General features: G+C 71.4%; 22 protein-coding genes. 8 read left to right on the forward strand and 14 right to left on the reverse strand.

Annotated features, from left to right (window positions below; genetic code table 11):
* Nucleotides 1-46 precede the first annotated feature (46 nt).
* The 8 genes from OG430_RS10120 to OG430_RS10155 all read right to left on the reverse strand — a co-directional run bounded on the left by OG430_RS10120 (nt 47) and on the right by OG430_RS10155 (nt 5726).
* Complete coding sequence (locus OG430_RS10120) at nt 47-568, reverse strand: hypothetical protein (RefSeq protein WP_327352104.1); 522 nt, start codon at nt 566-568, stop codon at nt 47-49.
* Complete coding sequence (locus tag OG430_RS10125) at nt 565-1236, reverse strand: hypothetical protein (RefSeq protein WP_327352105.1); 672 nt, start codon at nt 1234-1236, stop codon at nt 565-567. The genes OG430_RS10120 and OG430_RS10125 overlap by 4 nt, the downstream gene beginning before the upstream one ends.
* Before the next feature lie 12 nt (nt 1237-1248).
* Nucleotides 1249-2043: a hypothetical protein gene (locus tag OG430_RS10130; protein WP_327352106.1), complete on the reverse strand. Its 795-nt coding sequence runs from the start codon at nt 2041-2043 to the stop codon at nt 1249-1251.
* Nucleotides 2044-2056: 13 nt separating this feature from the next.
* A complete protein-coding gene (locus OG430_RS10135) occupies nt 2057-2632 on the reverse strand; it encodes a hypothetical protein (RefSeq protein ID WP_327352107.1) in 576 nt (191 codons plus the stop codon).
* A gap of 64 nt (nt 2633-2696) precedes the next feature.
* Entirely contained in the window at nt 2697-3824 is a 1128-nt protein-coding gene (locus tag OG430_RS10140) for a transglutaminase-like domain-containing protein (protein ID WP_327352108.1), read from the reverse strand.
* Nucleotides 3825-3826: 2 nt separating this feature from the next.
* Complete coding sequence (locus OG430_RS10145; protein ID WP_327352109.1) at nt 3827-4165, reverse strand: hypothetical protein; 339 nt, start codon at nt 4163-4165, stop codon at nt 3827-3829.
* Nucleotides 4166-4291: 126 nt separating this feature from the next.
* On the reverse strand, nt 4292-4915 hold the full coding sequence (locus OG430_RS10150; RefSeq protein ID WP_327352110.1) for a helix-turn-helix transcriptional regulator: 624 nt from the start codon (nt 4913-4915) through the stop codon (nt 4292-4294).
* A 148-nt stretch (nt 4916-5063) separates the two neighbouring features.
* Complete coding sequence (locus OG430_RS10155; protein ID WP_327352111.1) at nt 5064-5726, reverse strand: response regulator transcription factor; 663 nt, start codon at nt 5724-5726, stop codon at nt 5064-5066.
* A gap of 347 nt (nt 5727-6073) precedes the next feature.
* Here OG430_RS10155 and OG430_RS10160 point away from each other — a divergent pair, with 347 nt between their 5' ends.
* The 4 genes from OG430_RS10160 to OG430_RS10175 all read left to right on the forward strand — a co-directional run bounded on the left by OG430_RS10160 (nt 6074) and on the right by OG430_RS10175 (nt 12850).
* Nucleotides 6074-7897, forward strand: a complete 1824-nt coding sequence (locus OG430_RS10160; protein ID WP_327352112.1) for an AMP-dependent synthetase/ligase — start codon at nt 6074-6076, stop codon at nt 7895-7897.
* Nucleotides 7898-8033: 136 nt separating this feature from the next.
* Nucleotides 8034-9293, forward strand: coding sequence for an ABC transporter substrate-binding protein (locus OG430_RS10165; protein ID WP_327352113.1), 1260 nt, complete (start codon nt 8034-8036; stop codon nt 9291-9293).
* 15 nt (nt 9294-9308) lie between these two features.
* Complete coding sequence (locus OG430_RS10170) at nt 9309-12077, forward strand: ABC transporter permease subunit (RefSeq protein ID WP_327352114.1); 2769 nt, start codon at nt 9309-9311, stop codon at nt 12075-12077.
* Entirely contained in the window at nt 12074-12850 is a 777-nt protein-coding gene (locus OG430_RS10175; RefSeq protein ID WP_327352115.1) for an ABC transporter ATP-binding protein, read from the forward strand. The genes OG430_RS10170 and OG430_RS10175 overlap by 4 nt, the downstream gene beginning before the upstream one ends.
* Before the next feature lie 26 nt (nt 12851-12876).
* Here the strand turns inward: OG430_RS10175 and OG430_RS10180 are convergent, their stop codons facing one another.
* A complete protein-coding gene (locus tag OG430_RS10180) occupies nt 12877-13653 on the reverse strand; it encodes a Tat pathway signal sequence domain protein (protein ID WP_327352116.1) in 777 nt (258 codons plus the stop codon).
* Between the two features lie 176 nt (nt 13654-13829).
* Between OG430_RS10180 and OG430_RS10185 the strand changes: the two genes are divergently transcribed.
* Nucleotides 13830-14663: an aldo/keto reductase gene (locus tag OG430_RS10185; RefSeq protein WP_327352117.1), complete on the forward strand. Its 834-nt coding sequence runs from the start codon at nt 13830-13832 to the stop codon at nt 14661-14663.
* A 196-nt stretch (nt 14664-14859) separates the two neighbouring features.
* Nucleotides 14860-15210 carry a DUF732 domain-containing protein gene (locus tag OG430_RS10190; RefSeq protein ID WP_327352118.1) on the forward strand — a complete coding sequence of 117 codons (351 nt, stop codon included), beginning with the start codon at nt 14860-14862 and terminating at the stop codon, nt 15208-15210.
* A gap of 363 nt (nt 15211-15573) precedes the next feature.
* Here the strand turns inward: OG430_RS10190 and OG430_RS10195 are convergent, their stop codons facing one another.
* The 4 genes from OG430_RS10195 to OG430_RS10210 all read right to left on the reverse strand — a co-directional run bounded on the left by OG430_RS10195 (nt 15574) and on the right by OG430_RS10210 (nt 18591).
* Nucleotides 15574-16230 carry a hypothetical protein gene (locus OG430_RS10195; protein WP_327352119.1) on the reverse strand — a complete coding sequence of 219 codons (657 nt, stop codon included), beginning with the start codon at nt 16228-16230 and terminating at the stop codon, nt 15574-15576.
* Between the two features lie 93 nt (nt 16231-16323).
* On the reverse strand, nt 16324-17403 hold the full coding sequence (locus OG430_RS10200) for a methyltransferase (protein WP_327352120.1): 1080 nt from the start codon (nt 17401-17403) through the stop codon (nt 16324-16326).
* A gap of 135 nt (nt 17404-17538) precedes the next feature.
* On the reverse strand, nt 17539-18276 hold the full coding sequence (locus OG430_RS10205) for a class I SAM-dependent methyltransferase (RefSeq protein ID WP_327359033.1): 738 nt from the start codon (nt 18274-18276) through the stop codon (nt 17539-17541).
* A 9-nt stretch (nt 18277-18285) separates the two neighbouring features.
* A complete protein-coding gene (locus OG430_RS10210; protein WP_327352121.1) occupies nt 18286-18591 on the reverse strand; it encodes a 4a-hydroxytetrahydrobiopterin dehydratase in 306 nt (101 codons plus the stop codon).
* Nucleotides 18592-18675: 84 nt separating this feature from the next.
* Between OG430_RS10210 and OG430_RS10215 the strand changes: the two genes are divergently transcribed.
* Nucleotides 18676-19476, forward strand: a complete 801-nt coding sequence (locus OG430_RS10215; protein WP_327352122.1) for a helix-turn-helix domain-containing protein — start codon at nt 18676-18678, stop codon at nt 19474-19476.
* On the opposite strand, the gene OG430_RS10220 is transcribed toward OG430_RS10215, so the two are convergent.
* Nucleotides 19466-19882 carry a hypothetical protein gene (locus OG430_RS10220; RefSeq protein ID WP_327352123.1) on the reverse strand — a complete coding sequence of 139 codons (417 nt, stop codon included), beginning with the start codon at nt 19880-19882 and terminating at the stop codon, nt 19466-19468. The two genes, OG430_RS10215 and OG430_RS10220, sit on opposite strands and share 11 nt — an antisense overlap.
* Before the next feature lie 267 nt (nt 19883-20149).
* Here OG430_RS10220 and OG430_RS10225 point away from each other — a divergent pair, with 267 nt between their 5' ends.
* On the forward strand, nt 20150-21004 hold the full coding sequence (locus OG430_RS10225; RefSeq protein WP_327359034.1) for an ABC transporter ATP-binding protein: 855 nt from the start codon (nt 20150-20152) through the stop codon (nt 21002-21004).
* Nucleotides 21005-21012: the final 8 nt, after the last annotated feature.

Raw genomic sequence — 21012 nt, forward strand, 5'->3', positions numbered from 1 at the left:
CGGTCGTGCGTCAAGGCTTCGCGTCACAGACGTCCCGGGCTTCGCGTCACAGACGTCCCGGCGCGCCCCCGAACCGGACGTCGTACCAGTGCCGGCCCACGATCCGCCCGGCCACCTCGGTCAACTCGTCCGCCCGCGAGGCCCCCGTGTTGCGGACGGTGAACTCGAGGGTCGCGCCCTCGGAGACCCGGATGTCGAGCGGAAAGCCGGACAGGCCCCAGGGATTGATGATGTGCCCGAAGCTCAGGTACGGGTCGAGCGGCTGTACGTCGCTGCGGATCTGCCAGCGGTACCCGGGCGTCGCCAGCTTGGTGGGGTCGCGGGCGAAGCGGTCGGTGAACTGGGCGAAGTACTGCAGCAGTCCACAGTGCGTGGCCGGCAGTTCGAACCGGGCGAGCACCACCTCCTCGCCGGGCCCCGGCGCGGCCAGCACGCTGGAGCTGTCGAAGACCCGGGCGTCCAGCGGGCTGCCGCAGACGTGGCACTGACCGGCTCCGGCGCAGCCGCACACGGTGCAGGACGCCTGGTCGTAGCGGGCCGACGAGGAGGCGTACGGCTGGGCGGTCATGGCAGATAGCCGAGCATCTTGTAGCCGTGCAGCACGAAGAAGAGCTGCGCGTCCGTGAACAGCGGCCCTTCGGAGACCTCGTCGACGACGATCCGGATCGTGGACCGGGGCAGGAACAGCATCGGCTTGGCCATCGGCCTGAACGGCCGCGCGCCGTCGGAGCTGCCGAGCCCCGCGATGTTGTGGATCGCCCGGTTCTGCAGCTCACGGCCGCTGCCGCTGTCGACGATGCTGTACGTGAAGTCGATGCCGCAGAAGCGCGCGAAGAGGCAGCGGGCCGCGTCCGCCGGATCGTTGAAGGCGGCACCGACCAACGCGTCCCAGGGGGGCGGCAGTTGGACGGCCTGGCCGTTGATGACGCCGCCGGTGGGTGGTTTGGGGATGAAGCTGTAGCCGATCGAGGTGGCGACGAAGGCTCCGTCGACGCTGATGCTGAGGGTCTCCTCGACCCGGTTGCCGGCCAGGCCGCGCAGCCTGAGGACCACGACGTGGTCGAAGGGGATCTCCTTGGTGGAGGGCGGCCCGGACCACGGCGCCTGACCGTCGCCACGGTCGGGGTAGCGCACCGGGGCCTGTCCGAACTCGCCCTGCTGCGAGCCGTGTTGTGAGCCGTACCGCGACCCGTACTGCGCGCCGTTCTGCCGGCCGTACTGCTGGTCGTCCTGCATCGTGACCTCCGGTCACCAGAGCGGCCGCCAGAGTTCGGGGGCCTGTACGGGGCGGCGGAACGCCCGGGTCCTGGGCCGCCGTTCGCGGACGTAGCCCTCCACGCCGCCCTGTCCCGGGTTGCCTTCGGGGCCGGGCACGTAGTCGCCGGTGCCGCCCGGCTCCTCGCCCTCGGCGAGCGGCTCGTCGGCCGGGCCCTCGCCGTATCCGTAGCCGTATCCGAAGCCGTTCAGCTCGTCGCCCTCGCCGGGCGGCGCCTCCGGTGCGGGCGGCATGGGGGCGACCAGGGGCGTGGGGGCGGCGTACTGCATCGCGGGCGGCAGCATGCGCGGCGGTCGGCGGCCGCGTACGGCCCGCAGCACCTGGGGCAGATAGCGGGCGGCCAGCGGCAGCACCGTCTTGGCGAGGGCGGGTATCAACGACCAGAACCCCACCGGGGATCCGAGCCCGTCGTACCCCTCGACCCACTCGTACAGCCGCCCGTCCCGGCCCCGGCGCACCTCGCCCGGCACACACCTGGCGGTGTGGGCGGCCTGCGGCTGGAAGGTGTGGCCGAGCTCGTCGGTCTCGCCGTACCAGCCGAGGGGTTCTTCCTGGCCGTACTGGCCCATGCCCGCCGGCTGGCCGTACCCGGCGACGTCCTCGTACTGGCCGCAGGTCCCGTCACCGGGGCAGTCGCCGTAGCCGCACATCGCGCAGCCGTACGCACCGTAGGCGCCATATCCGTCGAGCCCTTGCACGGTCATCAATTCCTCGTCGCCGAGGTCGAATCCGTCGTCTAGTCCGTCGTCTAGTCCGTCGTGGAACATGCCTGAGGTCTCCCTACTGGACGTCGCGCTCCAGGTAGCCGTCGAGGACCACCCAGACGTTCCGGGGGCCCGTCTCGCGCGCCACGGATCCGGGCAGCCCGCGCGGGAAGAGCATTTCGACCCGGAAGTTCTGCTGGGGCTCGATGAGCACCGGCTCGGCGAAGCGGAAGGTGGCCATCGGGTCGGGCATGCCGTGGCTCAGCGGCGACGCGCTGCTGCCGGAGAACACCCCGGCGCCGGCCGGGAACATGAACGTCGGCGCGGTGATCGCCTCCTTCTCGCCGACCAGGAGCGTCACCACGGAGCTGAAGATCAGGTCTGGGATGAAGGGGTCCGGGTGGTCGTGGACCGGCGCCGTGTCGCTGACGACCACGCGCATCGCCCGTGCCTCGAAGCTGTTCAGGCTCGGCAGCACACCGGCCGCCTGCATGTTGGTCTCGAGGCGTGTCTTGTCCTGTACGTCGACGAAGAAGCGGATCACGCGAGGGTCGGTCATCCGGTCCTCGAACGTCTCACTGTCGTCGCGCAGGAAGAAGGCGTCGTAAAGAGGGCTGTGCAGCTTCTCCTTGACGCCGGTCACCCGTGCCATGGCCTCGCTCTCCTTTCACGGGTATCGCGTTTCACGGGTATCGCGGGGAATGCGGTCCTGGCGTTCAGCGCACGCGTGCCGTGCGGTGGTCGCGGGGGTACGCGTACGGGACGGGCGGGCGGTACGGGGCCTGCGGCGCGTAGGGCAGGGCGGGCCGATAGCCCTGACCGGGGCGGTAGCCGTAGCCCGGCCGGTACCCGTAGCCGGGTCGGCCCTGGCGCCAGTACCGGCGGGCGGGCGGGACGTAGAAGGGGGCGGTGGCCGGGTAGTACGCGGGCGCCGGATAGGCGTTCCAGGGTCCGGGGTAGCCGGGCGTCTGGCCGGGATACGTCCCGGGTGCGAGCAGCGCGGCCGCCAACCGGGCCGCTGTGCGCGGGCGGTGGCCGGGGCCGAGCCCGGACTGCCAGATCCGGCGCAGCACTTGGCGCAGCCAGGGGTCCTGGCCGAGGCGGCCCTCGGCGCGCAGCTGGTCCCAGACCGCCCGGACCCGGGGGTCGCGCGCGGGCAGCCCCGGCCGGCGTACCGCCGCGATCAGGTCCGCGGCCGGTCCCGGGGGCGGCTGTCCTAACGGGCCGTCCAGGGCCCCCGGGTCCATGGCGGCCGGATTCATGGACGGCGCGTTCACGGCCGACGCGTTCATCGGCGACGCGTTCCTCGCTGCCGAGTTCATGGCACATCCCCTTCGTGTTCGCGTACGCAGCGAAATGACCTTCTTCACCGGGCTGTCGGGCGCCCAGCCCATGGGGTGCGGCATCGTCGCGTCCAGGGCGATCCAGCGGCCGCGGTGGCCGGCCTCGGGATAGACGTGCGTGAACAGGCCGGGCCGGTCCGGGTCGGGCCCGGCGAGGACGATGCGGACCGGGTGCCCGACGGACTCCAGCAGCGCGCCGAGCAGGATGGTCATGTCGTCGCAGTCACCGGCCCGCAGCTGGAGCATCCGCCGGGCGGAGTGCAGGAGTTCGACGCGGTACGGGTCGCGGGTGTAGCGGACGTTGCGGCGCACCCACTCGAACAGGGCCCTGATCTCGGCGAGATAGTCCTTGGCGGGCACACCCTCGACGCCGAGGATGTGCACGGCCCGGCGGCGTACCGCCATGTCCTTGGCGCCGCTCAGGATGAGGGCGCGGATGTGCCGCACGGTCCGCGCGGTGCCCGCGGTTCCCGACGGGATGCGGTACGTGGTGATCCGCACGGTCACCCCCGCCCACCGGCGCGGACGCTGTCGAGGAGGGCGTGTTCGCTGAGCGGCCGGGTGAAGCAGCCGCCCGTCGGCGGGTGGACGCGCAGGGTGGTGCGGTGCGCGGAGCACTCGACCACGGTGGTGCCGGCCGCGACCGCCACGGAGCGCATGTCCCGCCCGAAGCCGTCGTACGGGCCGGTCTCCAGGAGCAGCACATCGGGGTGGGTCGCCGCGACGAGCGCCGTCACGGCGTCCACCGGGCATTCCTCGACGAGGAATTCGGGCGGTCGCAGGATCGCCCGGATGCCGCGTCCGGCGATGCCACCGAAGCCAGCCACCAGAACTCGGAGCACATGCCGCCTCCCCCGCTCGCTGCCGTTCGCCGGTTGGGTACGCCTCGACGCTAGGCCGGTGCGGGAGGCCGTACGAGAGGCGGCCGGGCAGTCAACCGGGCAGCCGCTACCGCCTGTTGGGGCGTCCTAGAGGGCGCCCTGGCGGACCACCGTGGCCACGGCGTGGGCGCGGGTGCGGCAGTTCAGCTTGGTCAGGGTGTCGTGCACGATGTTCTTGACCGTGCGCTCGGAGTACGCGAGCGCTCCGGCGATCTCGCGGGTGCTGCTGCCGTCCGCGAGCAGCCGGAGCACATCGAGCTCGCGCCGGGCGAGCAGGCCGGTGACCGCGCGCAGCCGCCCGGCGCCGCCGAGGTCGGCGAGGAGCCCGGCGAGCAGCGCGGGCGGCAGTGCGCCGGTGCCTGCGGCGATCGCGTCCACCGCGGCGACCAGGCCCTCGGGGGTCGTCTCGGCGCGCACCAGCAGCCCGGCGAAGCCGCACTCCAGGGCCGGGCGCACCCACTCGGGCCGGGCCGCGTCGAGCAGCCCGAGCAGCGGCAGCGGCCGCCCTTCGAGGAGCGCCGCGAGGCCGGGCAGGCACTCCGGGTCCGCCCCGGTGACCAGGAGCGCGGCCGCGCCCAGGTCGGGCGCGGGCAACAGCCGCGCGCTCTCCCCGACGATCACGAAGCCGGCCCTGGTGAGGCAGTCGGCCAGGCCCCGGCGGAAGATCACGTTCGGTTCGTCGAGCCACAGCGGGACGTCTGCATGCTTCATGCCGCAAGCAGAGCAGTGCCCGGCGTCCCCGGTGAAGCGGCCGCCGGGGCGGACCTCGGGGCAGACCGGGACCGGGCCTTGCCCCGAAGGGAAGGTCAACTGCCCGTAGGCGCGGGCGAGTCGGTACGTTTCAGATGAGCCCGTCCCGTCAGATGAGCCCGTCCCGGATCGCGGTGGCCACCGCCTGGGCCCGGCTGCGCGCCCCGAGACGGTACTGGGCCTGCTGGACCACGCTCTTGACCGTGCGCTCCGAGAACCCGATCCGGTCGGCGATCTCCCGCGTCCCGCACCCGTCGGCGAGCAGCGCGAGGACCTGCCGCATGCGGTCGGTCAGCGCGTCGGCCGCCCGCGCCTCGGCCCGTACCGGCCGGGCGCCCCGCAGCTGGAGCCCGCAGGCGGCCGCGTGCACGGCGGCGAGCAGCTGCTCCTCGGTGAGCCGGGAGCGGGAGAGCACCGCGTCGGCCGGGGGCCGGCCCGGCTGCCCGTCGAGGCAGCAGGGGTCGGCGCAGATCAGCCGGGGCGGCCCTTCGACCGGCCGCCCGGCCTGCCCGTCGGCCTGTCCCTCGCCCTGCCCCTCGGCCGTTTCCGATCCGGTCGGCCCGGGTGCCGCGCGGGCCGAGGCGAGCACCACGTCCACGCCGTCCGGCACCGGTCCGAAGGGTGCCTCGTGCACCACGAGGAGCGCCTCGTCGGTCTCCAGGCACGCCACCAGGCCGCGCCGGAAGATGTCGTTCTCGTCCACGACCGCGACCCTGATCACCTTGCGCCGCCCGCCTTCGGACACCTGCCGCGGGACGCTCGTCGGGTCCATCGGGTACCTCGGGTCCACCTGACCACCCCCCGGGACGGCCGGGCCGTTCCGCCTCCATTATTCGTGGGGGCGCCGTCGGACAAGGGCATCACTCCCGGCCAGAACCGGCTCGGGCACCGGCACCCCGGTGACTGCCTCGTACAGATTCCGTGGAGATTACGCCGCCGTAACTTACTGAAGAGTCAGAATCCCGTCCGGATTCTGCCCCAACCTCGCCCCTTGTGACCGTATTTACCCGGCTGACCTGTACCGATACCGCGCGCCCCGACCTGGAATGACCCCCTCCCGCCGGGGCGCACAGTGGGGTACCGTCACCGGCGCTGTGCGGAGCGCCACTAGGAGAACCATTGCGCGAGTTCACCTCCCCTCCCCTGGCGTCGGCGCCGCCGGTGGGCGGCCTTGCAGACGCCGTCTTCGACCATGCCCTCGAGGACCCGCACCGGACCGCGTTCGGGCGCAAGATCGACGGCCGCTGGCAGGACGTGACGGCCGCCGAGTTCCGTGACGAGGTGCTCGCGCTCGCCAAGGGTCTGCTCGCGCACGGCGTGCGCTTCGGGGACCGCGTCGCGATCATGTCGCGGACCCGCTACGAGTGGACGCTCTTCGACTTCGCGCTGTGGACCATCGGCGCCCAGGTGGTGCCGATCTACCCCACCTCCTCGGCCGAGCAGGTCTTCTGGATGCTGCACGACGCCCAGGTCTCGGCCTGCGTGGTGGAGCACGAGGACCACGCGATGACGATCGGCTCGGTCATCGACCGGCTGCCGCAGCTGCAGCGGCTCTGGCAGCTGGACGCGGACGCGATGGGCGAGGTGCGGGCGGCCGGCGAGCACATCGACGACGAGGTGGTCCAGCGCCACCGCCGCGCCGTGACCCCCGACTCGGTGGCCACGATCATCTACACCTCGGGCACCACCGGCCGCCCCAAGGGCTGCGTGATCACCCACGCCAACTTCATGTACGAGGCGGACACGGTCACCGAGCGCTGGGAGCCGGTCTTCCACACCAAGTCCGGCGACGTCGCCTCGACGCTGCTGTTCCTGCCGCTCGCGCATGTCTTCGGGCGAATGGTGCAGATCGGGGCGGTGCGCGCCGGGGTCAAGCTCGCCCATCAGCCGGACCTGAGCGCGGCGGCGCTGCTGCCCGATCTGGCCGCGTTCCGGCCGACGTTCATCCTCGCGGTGCCGTACATCTTCGAGAAGGTCTTCAACGCGGCGCGCAGGAAGGCCGAGGCCGACGGCAAGCTCGGCCCCTTCGACAAGGCCGTCGAGTGCGCCGTGAAGTACGCGGACGCCATGGAGCAGAAGGCGTTCGGGACGGGCCCGGGGCCTTCGGCGGGGCTGCGCATGCAGCACTCGGTCTTCGACAAGCTCGTCTACTCCAAGGTGCGCGACGCGATGGGCGGCCGGGTGCGGCACGCCATGTCGGGCGGCTCGGGCATGGACCGGCGGCTCGGTCTCTTCTTCGCGGGCGCCGGCGTCATCATCTACGAGGGCTACGGGCTGACCGAGTCCACGGCGGCCGCGACCGCCAATCCGCCCGAGCAGACCCGCTTCGGCACGGTCGGCCGCCCGATCCCCGGCACCACCGTGCACATCGCGGACGACGGCGAGGTGTGGCTGTACGGCGACCAGGTCTTCCAGGGCTACCTGGGCGACCCGAAGGCGACCGACGCGGTGCTGCACGACGGCTGGCTCGCGACCGGCGACCTGGGGGCGCTCGACGAGGACGGCTATCTGACGATCACCGGCCGCAAGAAGGAGATCATCGTGACCTCCGGCGGCAAGAGCGTCTCCCCCTCGCAGCTGGAGGAGCGCGTACGCGATCACCCCTTGGTCGCCCAGTGCATCGTGGTCGGCAACGACCGTCCGTACATCGCGGCGCTCGTCACCTTGGACGCCGACTCGGTCGAGCACTGGCTGAACATGCGCGGCAAGCCGACCCTCGCACCCGCCGATCTCGTCCGCGACCCCGATCTGGAGACCGAGATCCGGCGGGCCGTGGTGGCCGCCAACACCCTGGTCTCACAGGCCGAGTCGATCCGTACGTTCCGGATCCTGGCGCACCAGTTCTCCGAGGAGCACGGTCTGCTCACCCCGTCGCTCAAGCTCAAGCGCAAGGCGATCGAGCAGGCGTACGACACTGAGGTCGAGGCTCTTTACCGGAGCTGACGGGTCATCAGCACGCGCCACAGCCAGAACTGACGGTCCATCAATTCCCGCTGCGACAGTTATTGACGGTTCATCAGGTCCCGCACAGAATCACCGTCACACTGCAACATTCCTGTTTGGCGGAGGGATCCCGACCGTGTCGCGACGAACCATCCGAACCATCGCCGCAGCGGGGGCACTGCTGCTCGCCGCCACCGCGTGCAACTCCGCCTCCACGTCAAGTGGCGATGGGGACAAAGGCAGTTCGGCACGCGGCGTGAGCGCCGACTCCATCAAGGTCGGCGGCATCGTGTCGATGACGACCGCGAGCGGTTACAGCAAGAAGGACACCGACCTCGGCGCCAAGGCCCGCTACGACCGCGCCAACGCGGAGGGCGGCATCAACGGCCGCAAGATCGACTACCTGGGCGCGGAGGACGACGGGCAGGACGGCGGCAAGAACATGGCCGCGGCCCGCAAACTCGTCCAGCAGGAGAAGGTCTTCGCCGTCTCCCCGATGAGCTCCACCACCTTCTCCGGCGCCGACTTCCTGGAGAAGCAGAAGGTGCCGACCTTCGGCTGGGGCACCCTTCCCTCGTTCTGCGGCCAGAACAAGTTCCTCTACGGCTTCAACGGCTGCCTGGTCCCGATGCCCGGCGGCACCATCACCCAGAGCTGGCCCGAGGGCCTCGCCCACGTCCTCGGCGGCGCCAAGGGCAAGTCGGTGGCGATCATCGCCAATGACAACGAGCCCGGCAAGTTCAGCATCCGTACGTACCAACAGGGCTTCAAGACGGCCGGCTTCAAGGTGACGTACGCCAAGGCCAACGTCCCCACCACCACCGCGCCCAGCGACTGGTCCGCGTACACCAAGGCCCTGCTGCGCAGCAACGGCGGCAAGGCGCCCGACGCGATCGTCTCGGTGATGCAGACCCCGTACAACATCGGCCTGTTCACGGCCCTCAAGCGCGCCGGCTACAAGGGCGTGCTCACCGACCCGACGGACTACGACCCGGCCCTGCTCGCCAAGGACGCCACCAAGCAGGCGCTCGACGGGGTGCACGTGCTGCTCGCCTTCGAGCCGTTCGAGTCGACGAGCCCCTCGATGAAGCAGTTCAAGGAAGACATCAAGAAGGCCGCGGGCAAGGACGTACCGCTCAACATGCACATGATGACCGGCTACATGTCCGCGGACCTCTTCCTCTCGATCGCGGAGAAGGCCGGCAAGGACCTGACCGTCGAGTCGTTCCAGAAGGCGGCGGACGGCTTCTCCGACACCGGCACGATGGTCGGCGACCGGGCCCTGCCCAAGGGGCAGCGGGAGGCGTTCGGGTGCGGGGCGCTCGTACAGCTCAAGGACGGGAAGTACGCGGTGTCGTCGCCGTTCAAGTGCTACGAGCCCATTCCCTTCAAGTAGCCGGGGGTCCGCACCATGGCTGATCTGCTGGGATTCGTGCTCAGCGGGCTCGTATCGGGTGCGCTGTACGCGCTGCTCGCCACCGGGCTCGTGCTCTCCTACTCGGCGTCCGGGCTCTTCAACTTCGCGCACGGGGCGACCGCTTACCTCTGTGCCCTCGGCTTCTACGAGTTGCACTCGGGCCTCGGCTGGCCCGCCGTGCCCACGGCCGTGCTCGTGGTGTGCGTGGTCGCGCCGGGGCTCGGCTGGGGGCTCGACCGGCTGATGTTCCGCAAGCTGGCGCGGGTGGGTGAGACGGCGCAGATCGTGGCGACGATCGGGCTGCTCGTCGCGCTGCCCGCGCTCGGGCTGTGGATCGTCGAGCTGCTGGAGAAGGCCGGGGCTTCGGTGAAGTCCGCGGAGAACCAGTTCGGGCTGCCGGGGGTCGGGCCGAGTCCTGCGAAGGTCTGGCAGCTGACGGACGGGGTCGGGATCGACTCCGACCAGCTGATCACCTGGGTGTGCACGGCCGTGGTCGCGGTGGGTCTTTGGGTGGTCATGCGGCACACCCCGCTCGGGGTGCGGCTGCGGGCCTCCGTCGACAACCGGTCCCTCGTCGAACTGCGCGGGATGAGCGCGGACCGGCTCTCGTCGATCGCGTGGATGCTGTCGTCGGGGCTGGCGGGGTTGGCGGGGGTTCTCGCGACGCCGCTGCTCGGGCTGAACGCGAACGACTTCACCCTGTTCCTGTTCGTCTCGGCCACCGCCGCGGTCCTCGGCCGGTTCGCCTCCATTCCCCTCGCGTTCGCGGGCGGGCTCGCGCTGGGTGTGCTGCAGAACCTGGTCGCGGGGTACGCCGACTTCGCGGACAACATCACCGGATTCCGTACGGCCGTGCCCTTCCTGATCCTCTTCGTGGGGCTCCTCGTCCTGACGCGGCGGCAGCGCACGGCGGGCACGGCGGCGGCGGACGCGCCACCGATCGACTATCTGGCGGGGCGGTCGTGGGGGCGGCGTTGGGGGCCATGGGCGCTGGGCGCCGTCTTGCTCGCGCTGTCCTTCTACACGGTGACGACGCCCTTCTGGAGCGGGATCCTGGCTCAAGGGCTGGCGATTTCCCTGGTATTCATCTCGTTCACCGTGGTGACGGGCCTCGGCGCGATGGTCTCGCTGGCGCAGGCGACCTTCGTCACGGGTGCCGCGCTCGTGGCCGGGCTGCTGATGAGCCATGGCTGGCCCTTTGTCGCGGCCGCGCTGGTGGGCACGTGTGTGGCGGCGCTGCTCGGGGCGCTGGTGGCGCTGCCCGCGCTGCGGCTCGGGGGGCGGTCGCTGGCGCTCGCCACGTTGGCGCTGGCCTTCCTTGCCGACCAAGTCCTGTTCCAGATGGGGTGGTTGCGGAACGGCGACACCGGGTGGGAGATCCCCCGGCCCGTCTTCGGCTTCGTCGACCTGAACGACGACCGTGCGATGGGCGTCGCGATGGTCGTCCTGGTGACGGCGGCGGTGGCCGCGCTCAGCGCGCTGCGGAACTCGGCGTCGGGGCGGGCGATGCTGGCGGTGCGGTCTGCTCCGGCTGCGGCGATGGCGTCGGGTGTGTCCGTGATCCGGACCAAGCTGATGCTGTTCACGCTGTCGGCGGGCCTGGCCGGGTTCGGTGGCGTGATGTACGCGTCCTTCAACACCCGCATCACGGCCACGGACTTCACGGCCATGGCCGGGTTGGTGTGGCTGGCGGTGGTGGTCGCGGCGGGAGTGCGGCGGCCCCAGTTCGCCGTGGTGGCGGGGCTGGTGTTCGCGCTGGTGCCGCATGTCCTGTCGGACTACGTGACCGATTCGTCACACCTGCCGGTGATTCTGTTCGGGCTGGCGGGGCTGGCACTGGCGAACGACCCGGACGGGTATTGCGCGGCGGTGTCGGTGCGGCTGCACCGGCGTCGGGCTTCTTCTCTCCCCACCCCGCCCCTTCCCGAAAGTCCTGCGGACGGCTTCGGGCTCAGCAAATCAGCCCGTCCGGCGATTGAGGACGTGCCCGGAGGGCGCAAGGCTCCGCAGGATTACGGGAAGGGGCGGGTTGGGGAATCAACAGCCCTCACCCTCCACAACATCCACGCAGGCTACGACGGAGCCCCCGTCCTCCACGGCGTCGACCTCACCATCCGGTCCGGCGAGATCCTGGCCCTCCTGGGCCCCAACGGGGCCGGGAAATCGACGACTTGCAAGGTGGCCGCAGGCCTGATCGCCCCGATCAGGGGCCAGATCCACGTACAGGGGCGGGACGCCACCACCGACGGCCCCGTCAAGCTGTCCCGGCAAGGGATCCTCCTGGCCCCGGAGGGCCGCGGCATCTTCCCCACCCTCACCATCGAGGAAAACCTCGCCCTGCACCTCCCCGACAAGCCCGACCGCGCGGCGGTCTACGAAAGATTCCCCGCCCTCGCGACCCGCCGCGGCATCCCCGCAGGCTCCCTCTCCGGCGGCGAGCAGCAGATGCTCGCCCTGGCCCCGCTCCTCCAGAAGCCCCCCAAGGTCCTCATCGCCGACGAGCCCTCCCTGGGCCTGGCCCCACGCATCGTCGACGAGGTCTTCCAGCTGCTCGCCGAGCTGAGGGACGCCGGGACGGCACTTCTCCTGGTGGAGGAGAAGGCGGCGGAAATCCTCGGCGTCGCCGACACCGTGGCCTACCTCGCCCAGGGCAAGGTCAGCTGGTGCGGCCCCCGCTCGGAGGTACAGGCGGACCGCCTCACCGAGGCCTACCTGGGCATCGCGGCAACCGAATCCGGCACAGCTGAGGCGGCGAAGCCATGACCGACCACCTCCTCGAAACCCAGGACGTACGCGTCCACTTCGGCGGCATCCGCGCCCTCAAGGGCGTGACGCTCGGCATCCGGCCCGGCGAGGTCTGCGGGCTGATCGGGCCCAACGGGGCCGGCAAGACCACCCTGTTCGACGTCCTCTCGGGCATCCGCCGCCCCGACGCGGGCCGGGTCCTGCTCGACGGTACGGACGTCACCCGGCGCTCCCCCGTCTGGCGGGCCCGGCACGGCATGCGCCGCACCTTCCAGCGGCAGCAGCTGTTCGGGCAGCTCACGGTCGCCGACAACCTGGTGGTGGCGCAGGAGTGGCGCGGCGGCGGTGGCGGGGTCGCCGCCGATCTCGTGGCCGCACCGACGCGACGTACCCACGAAAGGGCCAGGAGGGAACGGGCCGCCACGGTCCTGCGCGAATGCGGTCTCGACGCGCTGGCCGGCGACTACGCGGGCGCGCTCCCCGTCGGGCAGGCCCGGATGGTGGAGCTGGCCCGCGCGGTGGCCGATCCGCCGCGCGTACTGCTCCTCGACGAGCCGGCGTCCGGGATGACAGCCGACGAGAGACAGCAACTGTCGGCTGTCATCCGGCACTTGGCCGACGAGGAGGGCTGTGCCGTGCTCCTCATCGAGCACAACGTCGCCTTCGTCATGGAGCTCTGCGCCCGCGTCGTCGTGCTCGACCTGGGCGAGGTCCTGGCCCAGGGCACGGCCGCCGAGGTACGCGCCGACCCGAAGGTCAAGGAGGCGTACCTCGGCACGGCCGACGTGTAGGCACCGCTCAGCCACCTCTCGGCGGCTCAGACCAGCTGGTACGCGCGCATCTTGCCGATCAGCATGTGGCAGTTCTGCAGCGAGCCCGAACTGTCGCCCAGGGAACGGTAGATGCCCCACTTGGGGCGCACCCGGTCCGCGAGCAGCGTGTCGACGCCGGACTTCGCCTTGTCGATCACCGTGCTGCCGCCGCTCTTGAGGATCCAGCGCACCGAGCCGGACGTACCGTCGCCGATCTTGATCTGGAAGTCGACGTCGGTCCATTTGTTGTGCAGTGGCTCCAGCGGCGTACGCCCGACGAGAGTGTCGGACTCGAAGACCTTGAGCTCGATGGTCTGCGCGCCGTCCACGCGGCGCAGTGACTGGACGACGATCGGCGAGGTGCCGGTGCCCGGCTGCTTCATCTGCATGATGTGCGTGAAGGTGCTGGTCGCCTTGAGGGTGCTCGGCAGGAACATCGAGTACGTGACCCGCCAGGTCTGGCCGGGAAGCCACTTGAGGTAGCCGGAGGGGGTGCGGCAGCCGGTGACCTCCTGGCGCTGGCGGTCGGTGCTGGTGTCCCGGTCGACGGTGTGCATGTTGAAGCGCCAGTTGTCGCCGTCCCGGTAGATGTGCGGCCGGGCGGCCGGGTGCGAGTCGGCCCGGTCGTCCTCGATCGTCTCGAAGGCGTCGAGTCCGTCGGCCGTGGCGGAGGGCGACCAGCGCAGTTGCCAGCTCGCGGCCCGCGCAGGCGTGGCGGGGAGCGTCGCCGCCGCCGCGCCGCCGAGGGCGGCGGCCAGAAGTGACCTTCGGGCCGCGTTCATAAATGTGTCCTGTGTTCAGTCATGCGTTACAGGGTCATGGCGTGACCGGACTCGGTCAATGGTTCAGACCGATAAGGTCGGGGCTGTATCGCGCCAATCTCCGCACGGGAATGCGGACCAGCCTGTGATCGTTGAGGCTGGGAGCAAACCGTCGACCACGTAAGGATCGAGAGATCGTGAGCAAGGTCCCCACCATCACCTTGAACAATGGCGTCGAGATGCCGCAGCTCGGCTTCGGCGTCTGGCAGGTTCCGGACGACGAGGCGGCGCAGGCCGTCGGCACGGCGCTCGAGGCCGGGTACCGCAGCATCGACACCGCCGCGATCTACGGCAACGAGGCGGGCACGGGCCAGGCGATCGCCGACTCCGGCATCGCACGCGAGGACGTCTTCGTGACGACCAAGCTGTGGAACGCCGATCAGGGGTACGACTCCACGCTGCGCGCCTTCGACACCTCGCTGGGCAAGCTGGGCCTCGACTACGTCGACCTGTACCTGATCCACTGGCCGCTGCCGTCCAAGGACAGCTATGTGGACACGTACAAGGCCTTCGAGAAGATCTACGCGGACGGCCGCGCGAAGGCGATCGGCGTCTCGAACTTCCTGCCCGAGCACCTGGAGCGTCTGCTCGACGAGACGTCCGTGGTGCCGGTGATCAACCAGATCGAGCTGCACCCGCAGCTCCAGCAGTCCGCCTCGCGCGCCTTCCACGCGCAGCACGGCATCGCGACCGAGGCCTGGTCGCCGCTCGGCCAGGGCAAGGGACTTCTTGAAGTGCCGACCGTCGTCGCGATCGCCCGGAAGCACGGCCGTACGCCGGCCCAGGTGGTGCTGAGCTGGCATCTGCAGCTCGGCAATGTCGTCATCCCGAAGTCCGTGACGCCGTCGCGGATCGCGGAGAACATCGACGTCTTCGGCTTCGAGCTGGACGACGAGGACCTGTCGGCGATCGCCGCCCTGGACGAGGGCAAGCGCCTGGGTCCGGACCCGGCCACCTTCGACGTCGCCTGAGTCGATCTGCCTGGGTTCCATCTGCCTGAGTTCCATCCGGCCGCACTGTTCAGCGGCTCCCGTGATCCCCGTACGCCACGGCGTGCGGGGATCGCGCGTTTACGGACAAACCGGTGAGACTGAACCTCCTGCACCGAAATCCCCTCTTTCCCCCGGAGAGGGTCGAGAAGGCCAGCACGCGAAGACAGGACCGTTCATGCACAACCCGCCGAAGGACGTCCGCGCCCCCTGGAGCGCCGGAAAGACCTTCCTCGCACTCTCCGTCGGCACCCTGGCCCTGCTCGGCGGCGGAATCGCCTGGGTGGTGGTCGAGTACAAGGAGTCCTGGAGCCAGTCCCACTTCCTGTCCGACGTGAACGACCGCCTGCCCGACACCGGGCTCTCCGGCGACCGCCTGCTGGACGCCGGCGAGGCGGCCTGCCGGAAGGTCGAGGGCGGCGCCGACTGGAGCGACGTACAGAAGGAAGTTCCCGCCGGTACGTCGCCCAAGGAGGCCGCGGCGATCTACGCGGCCGCCCGCATCCACCTCTGCAAGGACGCGGGCTGAGTCGCGCGGGCCCCGGCGGCCGGCAGGCCCGGTCTCCTCGGCAGCTGGGCCGCTGGGGCGTGTGTCGGAAGTCCCCCCGTCCACCCGGAGGGCGGGCCCTGCGCCCGCTGCGAGGGGGGCACCTCCCTGCTCGAGCGAAGCCGAGAGCTTGGGGAAGCTGATGTCTCGCGGTGCGTGCTCTCGGCGTGCTGGCCGGAAGGCCCCGTCGATGGACCGGACGTACTGGGGCTTTCGGCCGGTGCGGCGAGCGGGGGCACCTCCCACGCTCTTGAGGCAGTGGGGGCGTGCCGGGCGTCGCGGGGCAGGAGGGACTTCCGACACATGTCCTAGGTGTGCTGTCACCAACGTCCCGGGACAGCACGCCTAGGGCGTGATCGCCGCGTCGGCGACCTGCCAGCGGGCCAGCCAGCGCTCGCGCAGGGCGATGCGGGACGGGGTGTCGAGGCCGTAGCCGTTGACCGTGACGCTCACCGGGCCCGGCCGGTCGGTGGTGATCGGCTCCTGGGTGGCCGCGGCGATCAGGTTCTCCTCGCGGTCGACCGTCAGCTGCGCGAACCGGCTGGAGTGCCACACCTCCTTGTCCGCCGCCGACTCGATCAGCTCAAGCAGCTCGCGCCCGGAGGCACGGCCGGTGAGGTAGAGGGTGTGCCGGCGCTCGCCCGGCCGGCGTTCGAGCAGGAAGCGCAGCTGCTCGAAGAAGACGCGCCAGCCCTCCTCCACCGGATCGTGCCGGTGCGGGTCGCCGCCGGGCGGCAGTGCCCGGGTCGTCGCGACCCGGAGCACGGTGCGCTGCCGTCCGGCGACGAGCAGCATCTCCTGGCCGTCCCCGAACGCGATGCGGTCCGGTGGCTGCGGGTCGGCCCCCTCGATGTAGATCTGCCGGATCTCGTCGTCGAGTCCCGGGTACTCCCAGCCGAACCAGTCCCGGATCAGGGCGGGTTCGGTGAGGTGGCGCCAGATCGTGTCGGCGGGGGCCGCGATCTGCGTCTCGATGCGGAAGGGCTTCTGGGTGCCGGTCATGTGCGTGCTCCCCTCTGTGAGCGCACTGCCGTACGCGGCCCGGGGAGCGAACTTCCGTGCGCGGCCCGGGCGATCGGCCCGTACGGGGCGACGCTAGTCCGCCCTGACCGCCATGTGTACCGTCTGGGCCGTCAGCACGAAGATGTCCGGGCGGCACAGCACGCTCGCCTCGTCGGCGGGGTCGACCAGGCGGGCGACCGTGGCCAGGTCGTCGGCGTCCAGGCGCTCGGCGAAGGCCTCCCCGAGTTGGCCGAAGAAGTTCGCCACATGGGCGCGGGCCAGATCGTCGAGGGGTGCGGGCAGGTCGAGGAGGTAACTGCGGGTCGCGGCGTGGGTCAGTCCGGCCGAGGCGAGCAGTGCGGCCCAGTCCTCGGTCTCGGCCTTGGCGCCGGGCAGCGAGGTGCGCATCTCGGCGAACCAGTTCTCCCTCGCCGCGTCGACGCGGACCTCCAGGCCGGGCCGGCCGATGCCGATGTCGCGCGGCAGGTGGCGGGCCGGCAGGCCGCCCTCGAGGAGGACCAGGACGCCGCCGGGCGCGAGGTGCTTCGCGAACGCGGCGAGCGCGGCCCGCTGATCGCCGATGTGGTGCAGGGACTGGCCGAGCCAGATGACGTCGGCGGGGCCCAACGCGCCGAGCCCGTCCGGGAGTTCGGCCAGGTGGGTGCGGGCGCGCGGGGCGAGCCTGGCGCGCTCGAAGCGTGCGGCGGCCCGCTCCAGTAGGGCCTCGCCGCCGTCCACCGCGACGACCTCGGCCTCGGGGAAGGCCTCGGCGAGCCTGACGGAGACGGCGCCGGGGCCGCTGCCGGCGTCGATGATGCGGGCGGGGCGGGGGGTGCGGGCGCGGAGGTCGGCGATGATCTGGTCGTAGACCGGGGTGTAGACGGCGGCACGGCGCTCAAGCGCCTCGCCCATGGTGTTCCAGTCCATGTCCGAGGTGTGGCCGTGGTGGTGGCCGCCGCCGCCCGACTGGTGACCGTTACCGCCGCCGCCCGACTGGTCACCGTTACCGCCGCCGCCCGACTGGTCACCGTGACCGCCGCCGGGCTGCTGGTCGTGGCCCCCGTGCCCATGCGTCTCGGGCCGCTGGCCGCTGTGGTGCTGCTGCTGGTCGTGACCCCCGTGCCGGTGCGTCTCGGGCCCGTGGTCGCCGTGGTGTTGCTGCTGGTCGCTCATCGGGATGGCGCCCCTTCCGCTCCTCGCCGCTGTCCCTGCCAGCGTGCTCCGCCCGCCTCGCGCGAGGCAATCTCCGTTGCCGTTTCGGCAAACGCGGGCATGGACCGGCCGGTCAGGCCGCCGTCGGCCGCCCGCTCAGCCCGGCCGCCGGAACGCCGACAGCCGGTAGACGGGATCGGCCCGCGGCCGGTCCGGTTCCGGAAGCGCCTCCAGTTGGGCGGCGACCTGCTCGGCCTCGGCGCCGCGCACGGTCAGCCGCGACACGTAGTGACCCCGGCGCACCGCGGCGGCCGTACGCAGCGCGGACCGGCCCTGCCCGTGCCCCGGGAAGCGGGCCTCCCCCGCCGGCTCCAGGCCGCACGCGCGCGCGTACCCCTCGATGAGATCCGCGCGGTCGGAGGCCACGTTCGACAGATGCGGGGCGAACACCGCGTCGATGTCGGAGCCGACGTCGTGCCCCGCGTCCTTGTCGACGGTGGTCACGAAGACCCCGCCGGGGCGCAGCACCCGCGCGCACTCTCCGACGATTCGCTCGGCCTCGGCCACCGCGACCAGGTGCAGCAGCCACACCGCGCTCACGGCGTCGAACGAGGCGTCCGGGAAGGGCAGTTGGCGCCCGTCCCCGATGACGACGGCGCCGGGCAGCCGCTCCGCCGCCCTGCGCGCCATGCCCGACGCCGGGTCCACGCCGCTCACGCGCAGCCCGGGCCGGGCCAGCCTCTCGGGGACGATGCCGGTGCCGCAGGCCACGTCCAGCAGGGTGCGGGTGGCCCGGGGCACCAGGCCCAGGACCGCGGACGCCGCGGCCTCGGCCCGCGGCACGCCGCCGCGCGTCTCGTCGTAGTCGGCGGCTTCCTTGGTGTAGTCGAGCAGCACCACGGCTCAGCTCGCTCCGTGGCCCGGGGCGAACTCCTCGACCCTTCGCGCCAGTTCGAAGTCCTTGTCCGTCACGGCCCCGCCCACGCTGTGCGTGTTCACCGACAGGGACACCGTGTTGTACCCGAGCGAGAGGTCCGAGTGGTGGTCGAGTTCCTCCTGCACCTGCGCGATGTGCACGACCATCGCGGTGGCCGCGAAGTGCGAGCCGAGCCGGTACGAGCGAGCGATGCGGTCACCGTCGAGGGACCAGCCGGGAAGCTCCGCGAGCCGGTCCTCGATCTCCTTCTGCGACAGCGGTGCGAGTGCCATGGCCGCGCTCCTTCGTTCCTCGATGCGTTTCAGCGCTTTCAGCCTGCCACAAGGGACCGACATTCGATCGGCTACGGTCGACGTATGACAACTGTCGCGCCAGGTAAGGGCGCCGGCCCGCTCCTGAGGGGCTGGCGCGAGCAGCGCCGGATCAGTCAGCTGGACCTCGCGCTGCGCGCCGATTCCTCCGCACGGCACATCAGCTTCGTCGAGACGGGCCGCTCCCGCCCCAGCGAGGAGTTCCTGCTGCGGCTCGCCGAGCACCTGGAGATCCCGGTACGGGACCAGAACGCCCTGCTGCTCGCGGCGGGCTACGCACCCCGCTTCCCCGAGACCTCGATGGACGATCCCTCGTTCCAGTCCGTTCGCGAGGGTCTGGAGCAGCTGCTGCGCGGCTACGAGCCGTACCCGGCGCTGATCGTGGACGCCAAGTACGACGTCATCGCCGCCAACCGGGGCATCGCGATGCTCATGGACGGCCTGCCCGAGCACCTTCTCGCGCCGCCGCTGAACGCGATGCGCCTCACCCTCCACCCCGAGGGCCTCGCCCCGAGGATCCGCAATCTCGGCGAGTGGCGGGGACATCTGCTGCACCAGATGGAGCGCCAGATCGCCCTGCAACGCTCTGACGCGGTGCGGGAGTTGTACGAGGAGGTGGCCGGGTACCCGGTGGCCGACCCCGGCGAGAGTGCGGCGGACGCCGGCCCGGTGGCCTATCTCGCGCTGCCGCTGCGCATCGAGCACGAGGGCCGGATCCTGTCCTTCGTGTCGTCGATCTCGACGTTCAACACACCCATGGACGTGACCGTCGCCGAGCTGGCCATCGAGACGCTGCTCCCGGCCGACCCGGCGACGGTCAAGTACCTGCAGATGCTCATGCCTTGAGCTGTCGCAGCGCCGCCCACTGCAGCCCCGCGAAGCCCGCGACGGTCGCCGCCTGCAGCGGGATCCACACGGCCCCCGCGGTGCTCGGCGACAGCCAGGCGGCGAGGGCGACGATGCTCACGACGGCCCAGACCGCGTTGATCTCGACGACCGCGCGGACGGGGAACACCGGGGGCCGCTTCCGCGTCGCCAGGAAGCCGACCCCCGCGGCGTACAGCGTGAGGAAGGCGCCGAGCTCGAACAGCAGCGTCGAGCCGACCCCGAGAAGCCGCCCTAGGGGCCCCGAAAGGGCAAGGTAGGCGAGCCCGTTGGCCGCGGTGACCACCGCGTCCAGGGCGAGGAAGCGGCGCAGCACGGTCGTCGGCTCGGTGGTGCGGGCGAGGGCGGTGAGCTGGATGGCAGCCATGGTCGTTCGACCTCCGTCGAGTGGTGGTGGCCCGGTGGGGCCGGACACCGGAGCGGAGTGCGCCGCCCCGGGATCCGGTGGTCATCACCCTGCCGGGGCGGGCCCGGGGCGTCGATTACCTCTGAGGTAATGCGGCTCGGCACGGCCTGGAGGCGCACTGGGGGTGTAGCGGGCTCCACCGCGGGACGGGTATCTGCTCCCTCGTGCCCGGCCCGCCCGATTCCTACCGTGATCAGTGACGTATCCGATCACGAGAGGACGTACGAGATGCTCAGGCGGCGCACCGGCACGGAACCCGACGGCAGCGGGGACGGTGGCGGCACGGCGGTACTGGCCGAACCGGTGCCCGCGCTCGATCTCGACGCGGTGAGCCGGGAGTACCAGCAGGGCGTGCCCGCGCTCGACGCGGTCAGTCTCACGCTGCCGCCGGGGCGGATGCTGGCCGTCATGGGCCGTTCCGGTTCGGGCAAGTCGACGCTGTTGCAGTGCGCGGCGGGGCTCGACCGGCCGACCTCGGGCACGGTGCGGATCGCGGGCACGGATCTGGCCGGGCTGAAGGAAACGTCCCTGACCAGGCTGCGCCGGGACCGGATCGGGTCTGTGTTCCAGGCGCTGAATCTGGTGCCGTCGCTGAGCGTCCTGGAGAACGCGGCACTGCCGCTGCTGCTGGCGGGAGGCAGTCCGGGTTCGGGTTCCGCTTCTGGATTCGCCTCCGGTTCCGTCTCCGGTTCCGTCTCGGCGCACGAGGGTTACGAGGAGCGGGCGTTGCGGGCCCTGGAAGCGGTGGGTCTGGCCGACCGTGCCGCGGAGGCGCCGGCCCGGCTGTCCGGCGGGCAGCAGCAGCGGGTGGCGATCGCCCGCGCGCTGGTCAACGAGCCCGAGGTGGTGTTCGCGGACGAGCCGACGGGCGCCCTCGACCCGGTGACCGCGGCCGAGGTGCTCGCCCTGCTTCGGCAGGCCGTGGACCGGTCCGGGCACACGGTGGTCATGGTCACGCACGATCCGGCGGCCGCCGAGTGGGCGGACGAGGCCGTCTTCCTGGACCGGGGCCGGCTCGTGGGCAGCTTGGTGCAGCCGAGCGCGGAGGAAGTCCGGGGCGCACTGCGGGGGTTGGGCCGATGAGCGCCCGG

Origin of the sequence: Streptomyces sp. NBC_01304 (assembly GCF_035975855.1) — a bacterium.
GTDB lineage: Bacteria > Actinomycetota > Actinomycetes > Streptomycetales > Streptomycetaceae > Streptomyces.

Bases quoted from the DNA above. Each gene is read 5' to 3' on its own strand.
- OG430_RS10120 (WP_327352104.1), bottom strand. From the start codon at position 568: ATGACCGCCCAGCCGTACGCCTCCTCGTCGGCCCGCTACGACCAGGCG.
- OG430_RS10125 (WP_327352105.1), bottom strand. From the start codon at position 1,236: ATGCAGGACGACCAGCAGTACGGCCGGCAGAACGGCGCGCAGTACGGG.
- OG430_RS10130 (WP_327352106.1), bottom strand. From the start codon at position 2,043: ATGTTCCACGACGGACTAGACGACGGACTAGACGACGGATTCGACCTC.
- OG430_RS10135 (WP_327352107.1), bottom strand. From the start codon at position 2,632: ATGGCACGGGTGACCGGCGTCAAGGAGAAGCTGCACAGCCCTCTTTAC.
- OG430_RS10150 (WP_327352110.1), bottom strand. From the start codon at position 4,915: ATGAAGCATGCAGACGTCCCGCTGTGGCTCGACGAACCGAACGTGATC.
- OG430_RS10155 (WP_327352111.1), bottom strand. From the start codon at position 5,726: ATGGACCCGACGAGCGTCCCGCGGCAGGTGTCCGAAGGCGGGCGGCGC.
- OG430_RS10170 (WP_327352114.1), top strand. From the start codon at position 9,309: ATGGCTGATCTGCTGGGATTCGTGCTCAGCGGGCTCGTATCGGGTGCG.
- OG430_RS10175 (WP_327352115.1), top strand. From the start codon at position 12,074: ATGACCGACCACCTCCTCGAAACCCAGGACGTACGCGTCCACTTCGGC.
- OG430_RS10180 (WP_327352116.1), bottom strand. From the start codon at position 13,653: ATGAACGCGGCCCGAAGGTCACTTCTGGCCGCCGCCCTCGGCGGCGCG.
- OG430_RS10190 (WP_327352118.1), top strand. From the start codon at position 14,860: ATGCACAACCCGCCGAAGGACGTCCGCGCCCCCTGGAGCGCCGGAAAG.
- OG430_RS10195 (WP_327352119.1), bottom strand. From the start codon at position 16,230: ATGACCGGCACCCAGAAGCCCTTCCGCATCGAGACGCAGATCGCGGCC.
- OG430_RS10200 (WP_327352120.1), bottom strand. From the start codon at position 17,403: ATGAGCGACCAGCAGCAACACCACGGCGACCACGGGCCCGAGACGCAC.
- OG430_RS10210 (WP_327352121.1), bottom strand. From the start codon at position 18,591: ATGGCACTCGCACCGCTGTCGCAGAAGGAGATCGAGGACCGGCTCGCG.
- OG430_RS10215 (WP_327352122.1), top strand. From the start codon at position 18,676: ATGACAACTGTCGCGCCAGGTAAGGGCGCCGGCCCGCTCCTGAGGGGC.
- OG430_RS10220 (WP_327352123.1), bottom strand. From the start codon at position 19,882: ATGGCTGCCATCCAGCTCACCGCCCTCGCCCGCACCACCGAGCCGACG.
- OG430_RS10225 (WP_327359034.1), top strand. From the start codon at position 20,150: ATGCTCAGGCGGCGCACCGGCACGGAACCCGACGGCAGCGGGGACGGT.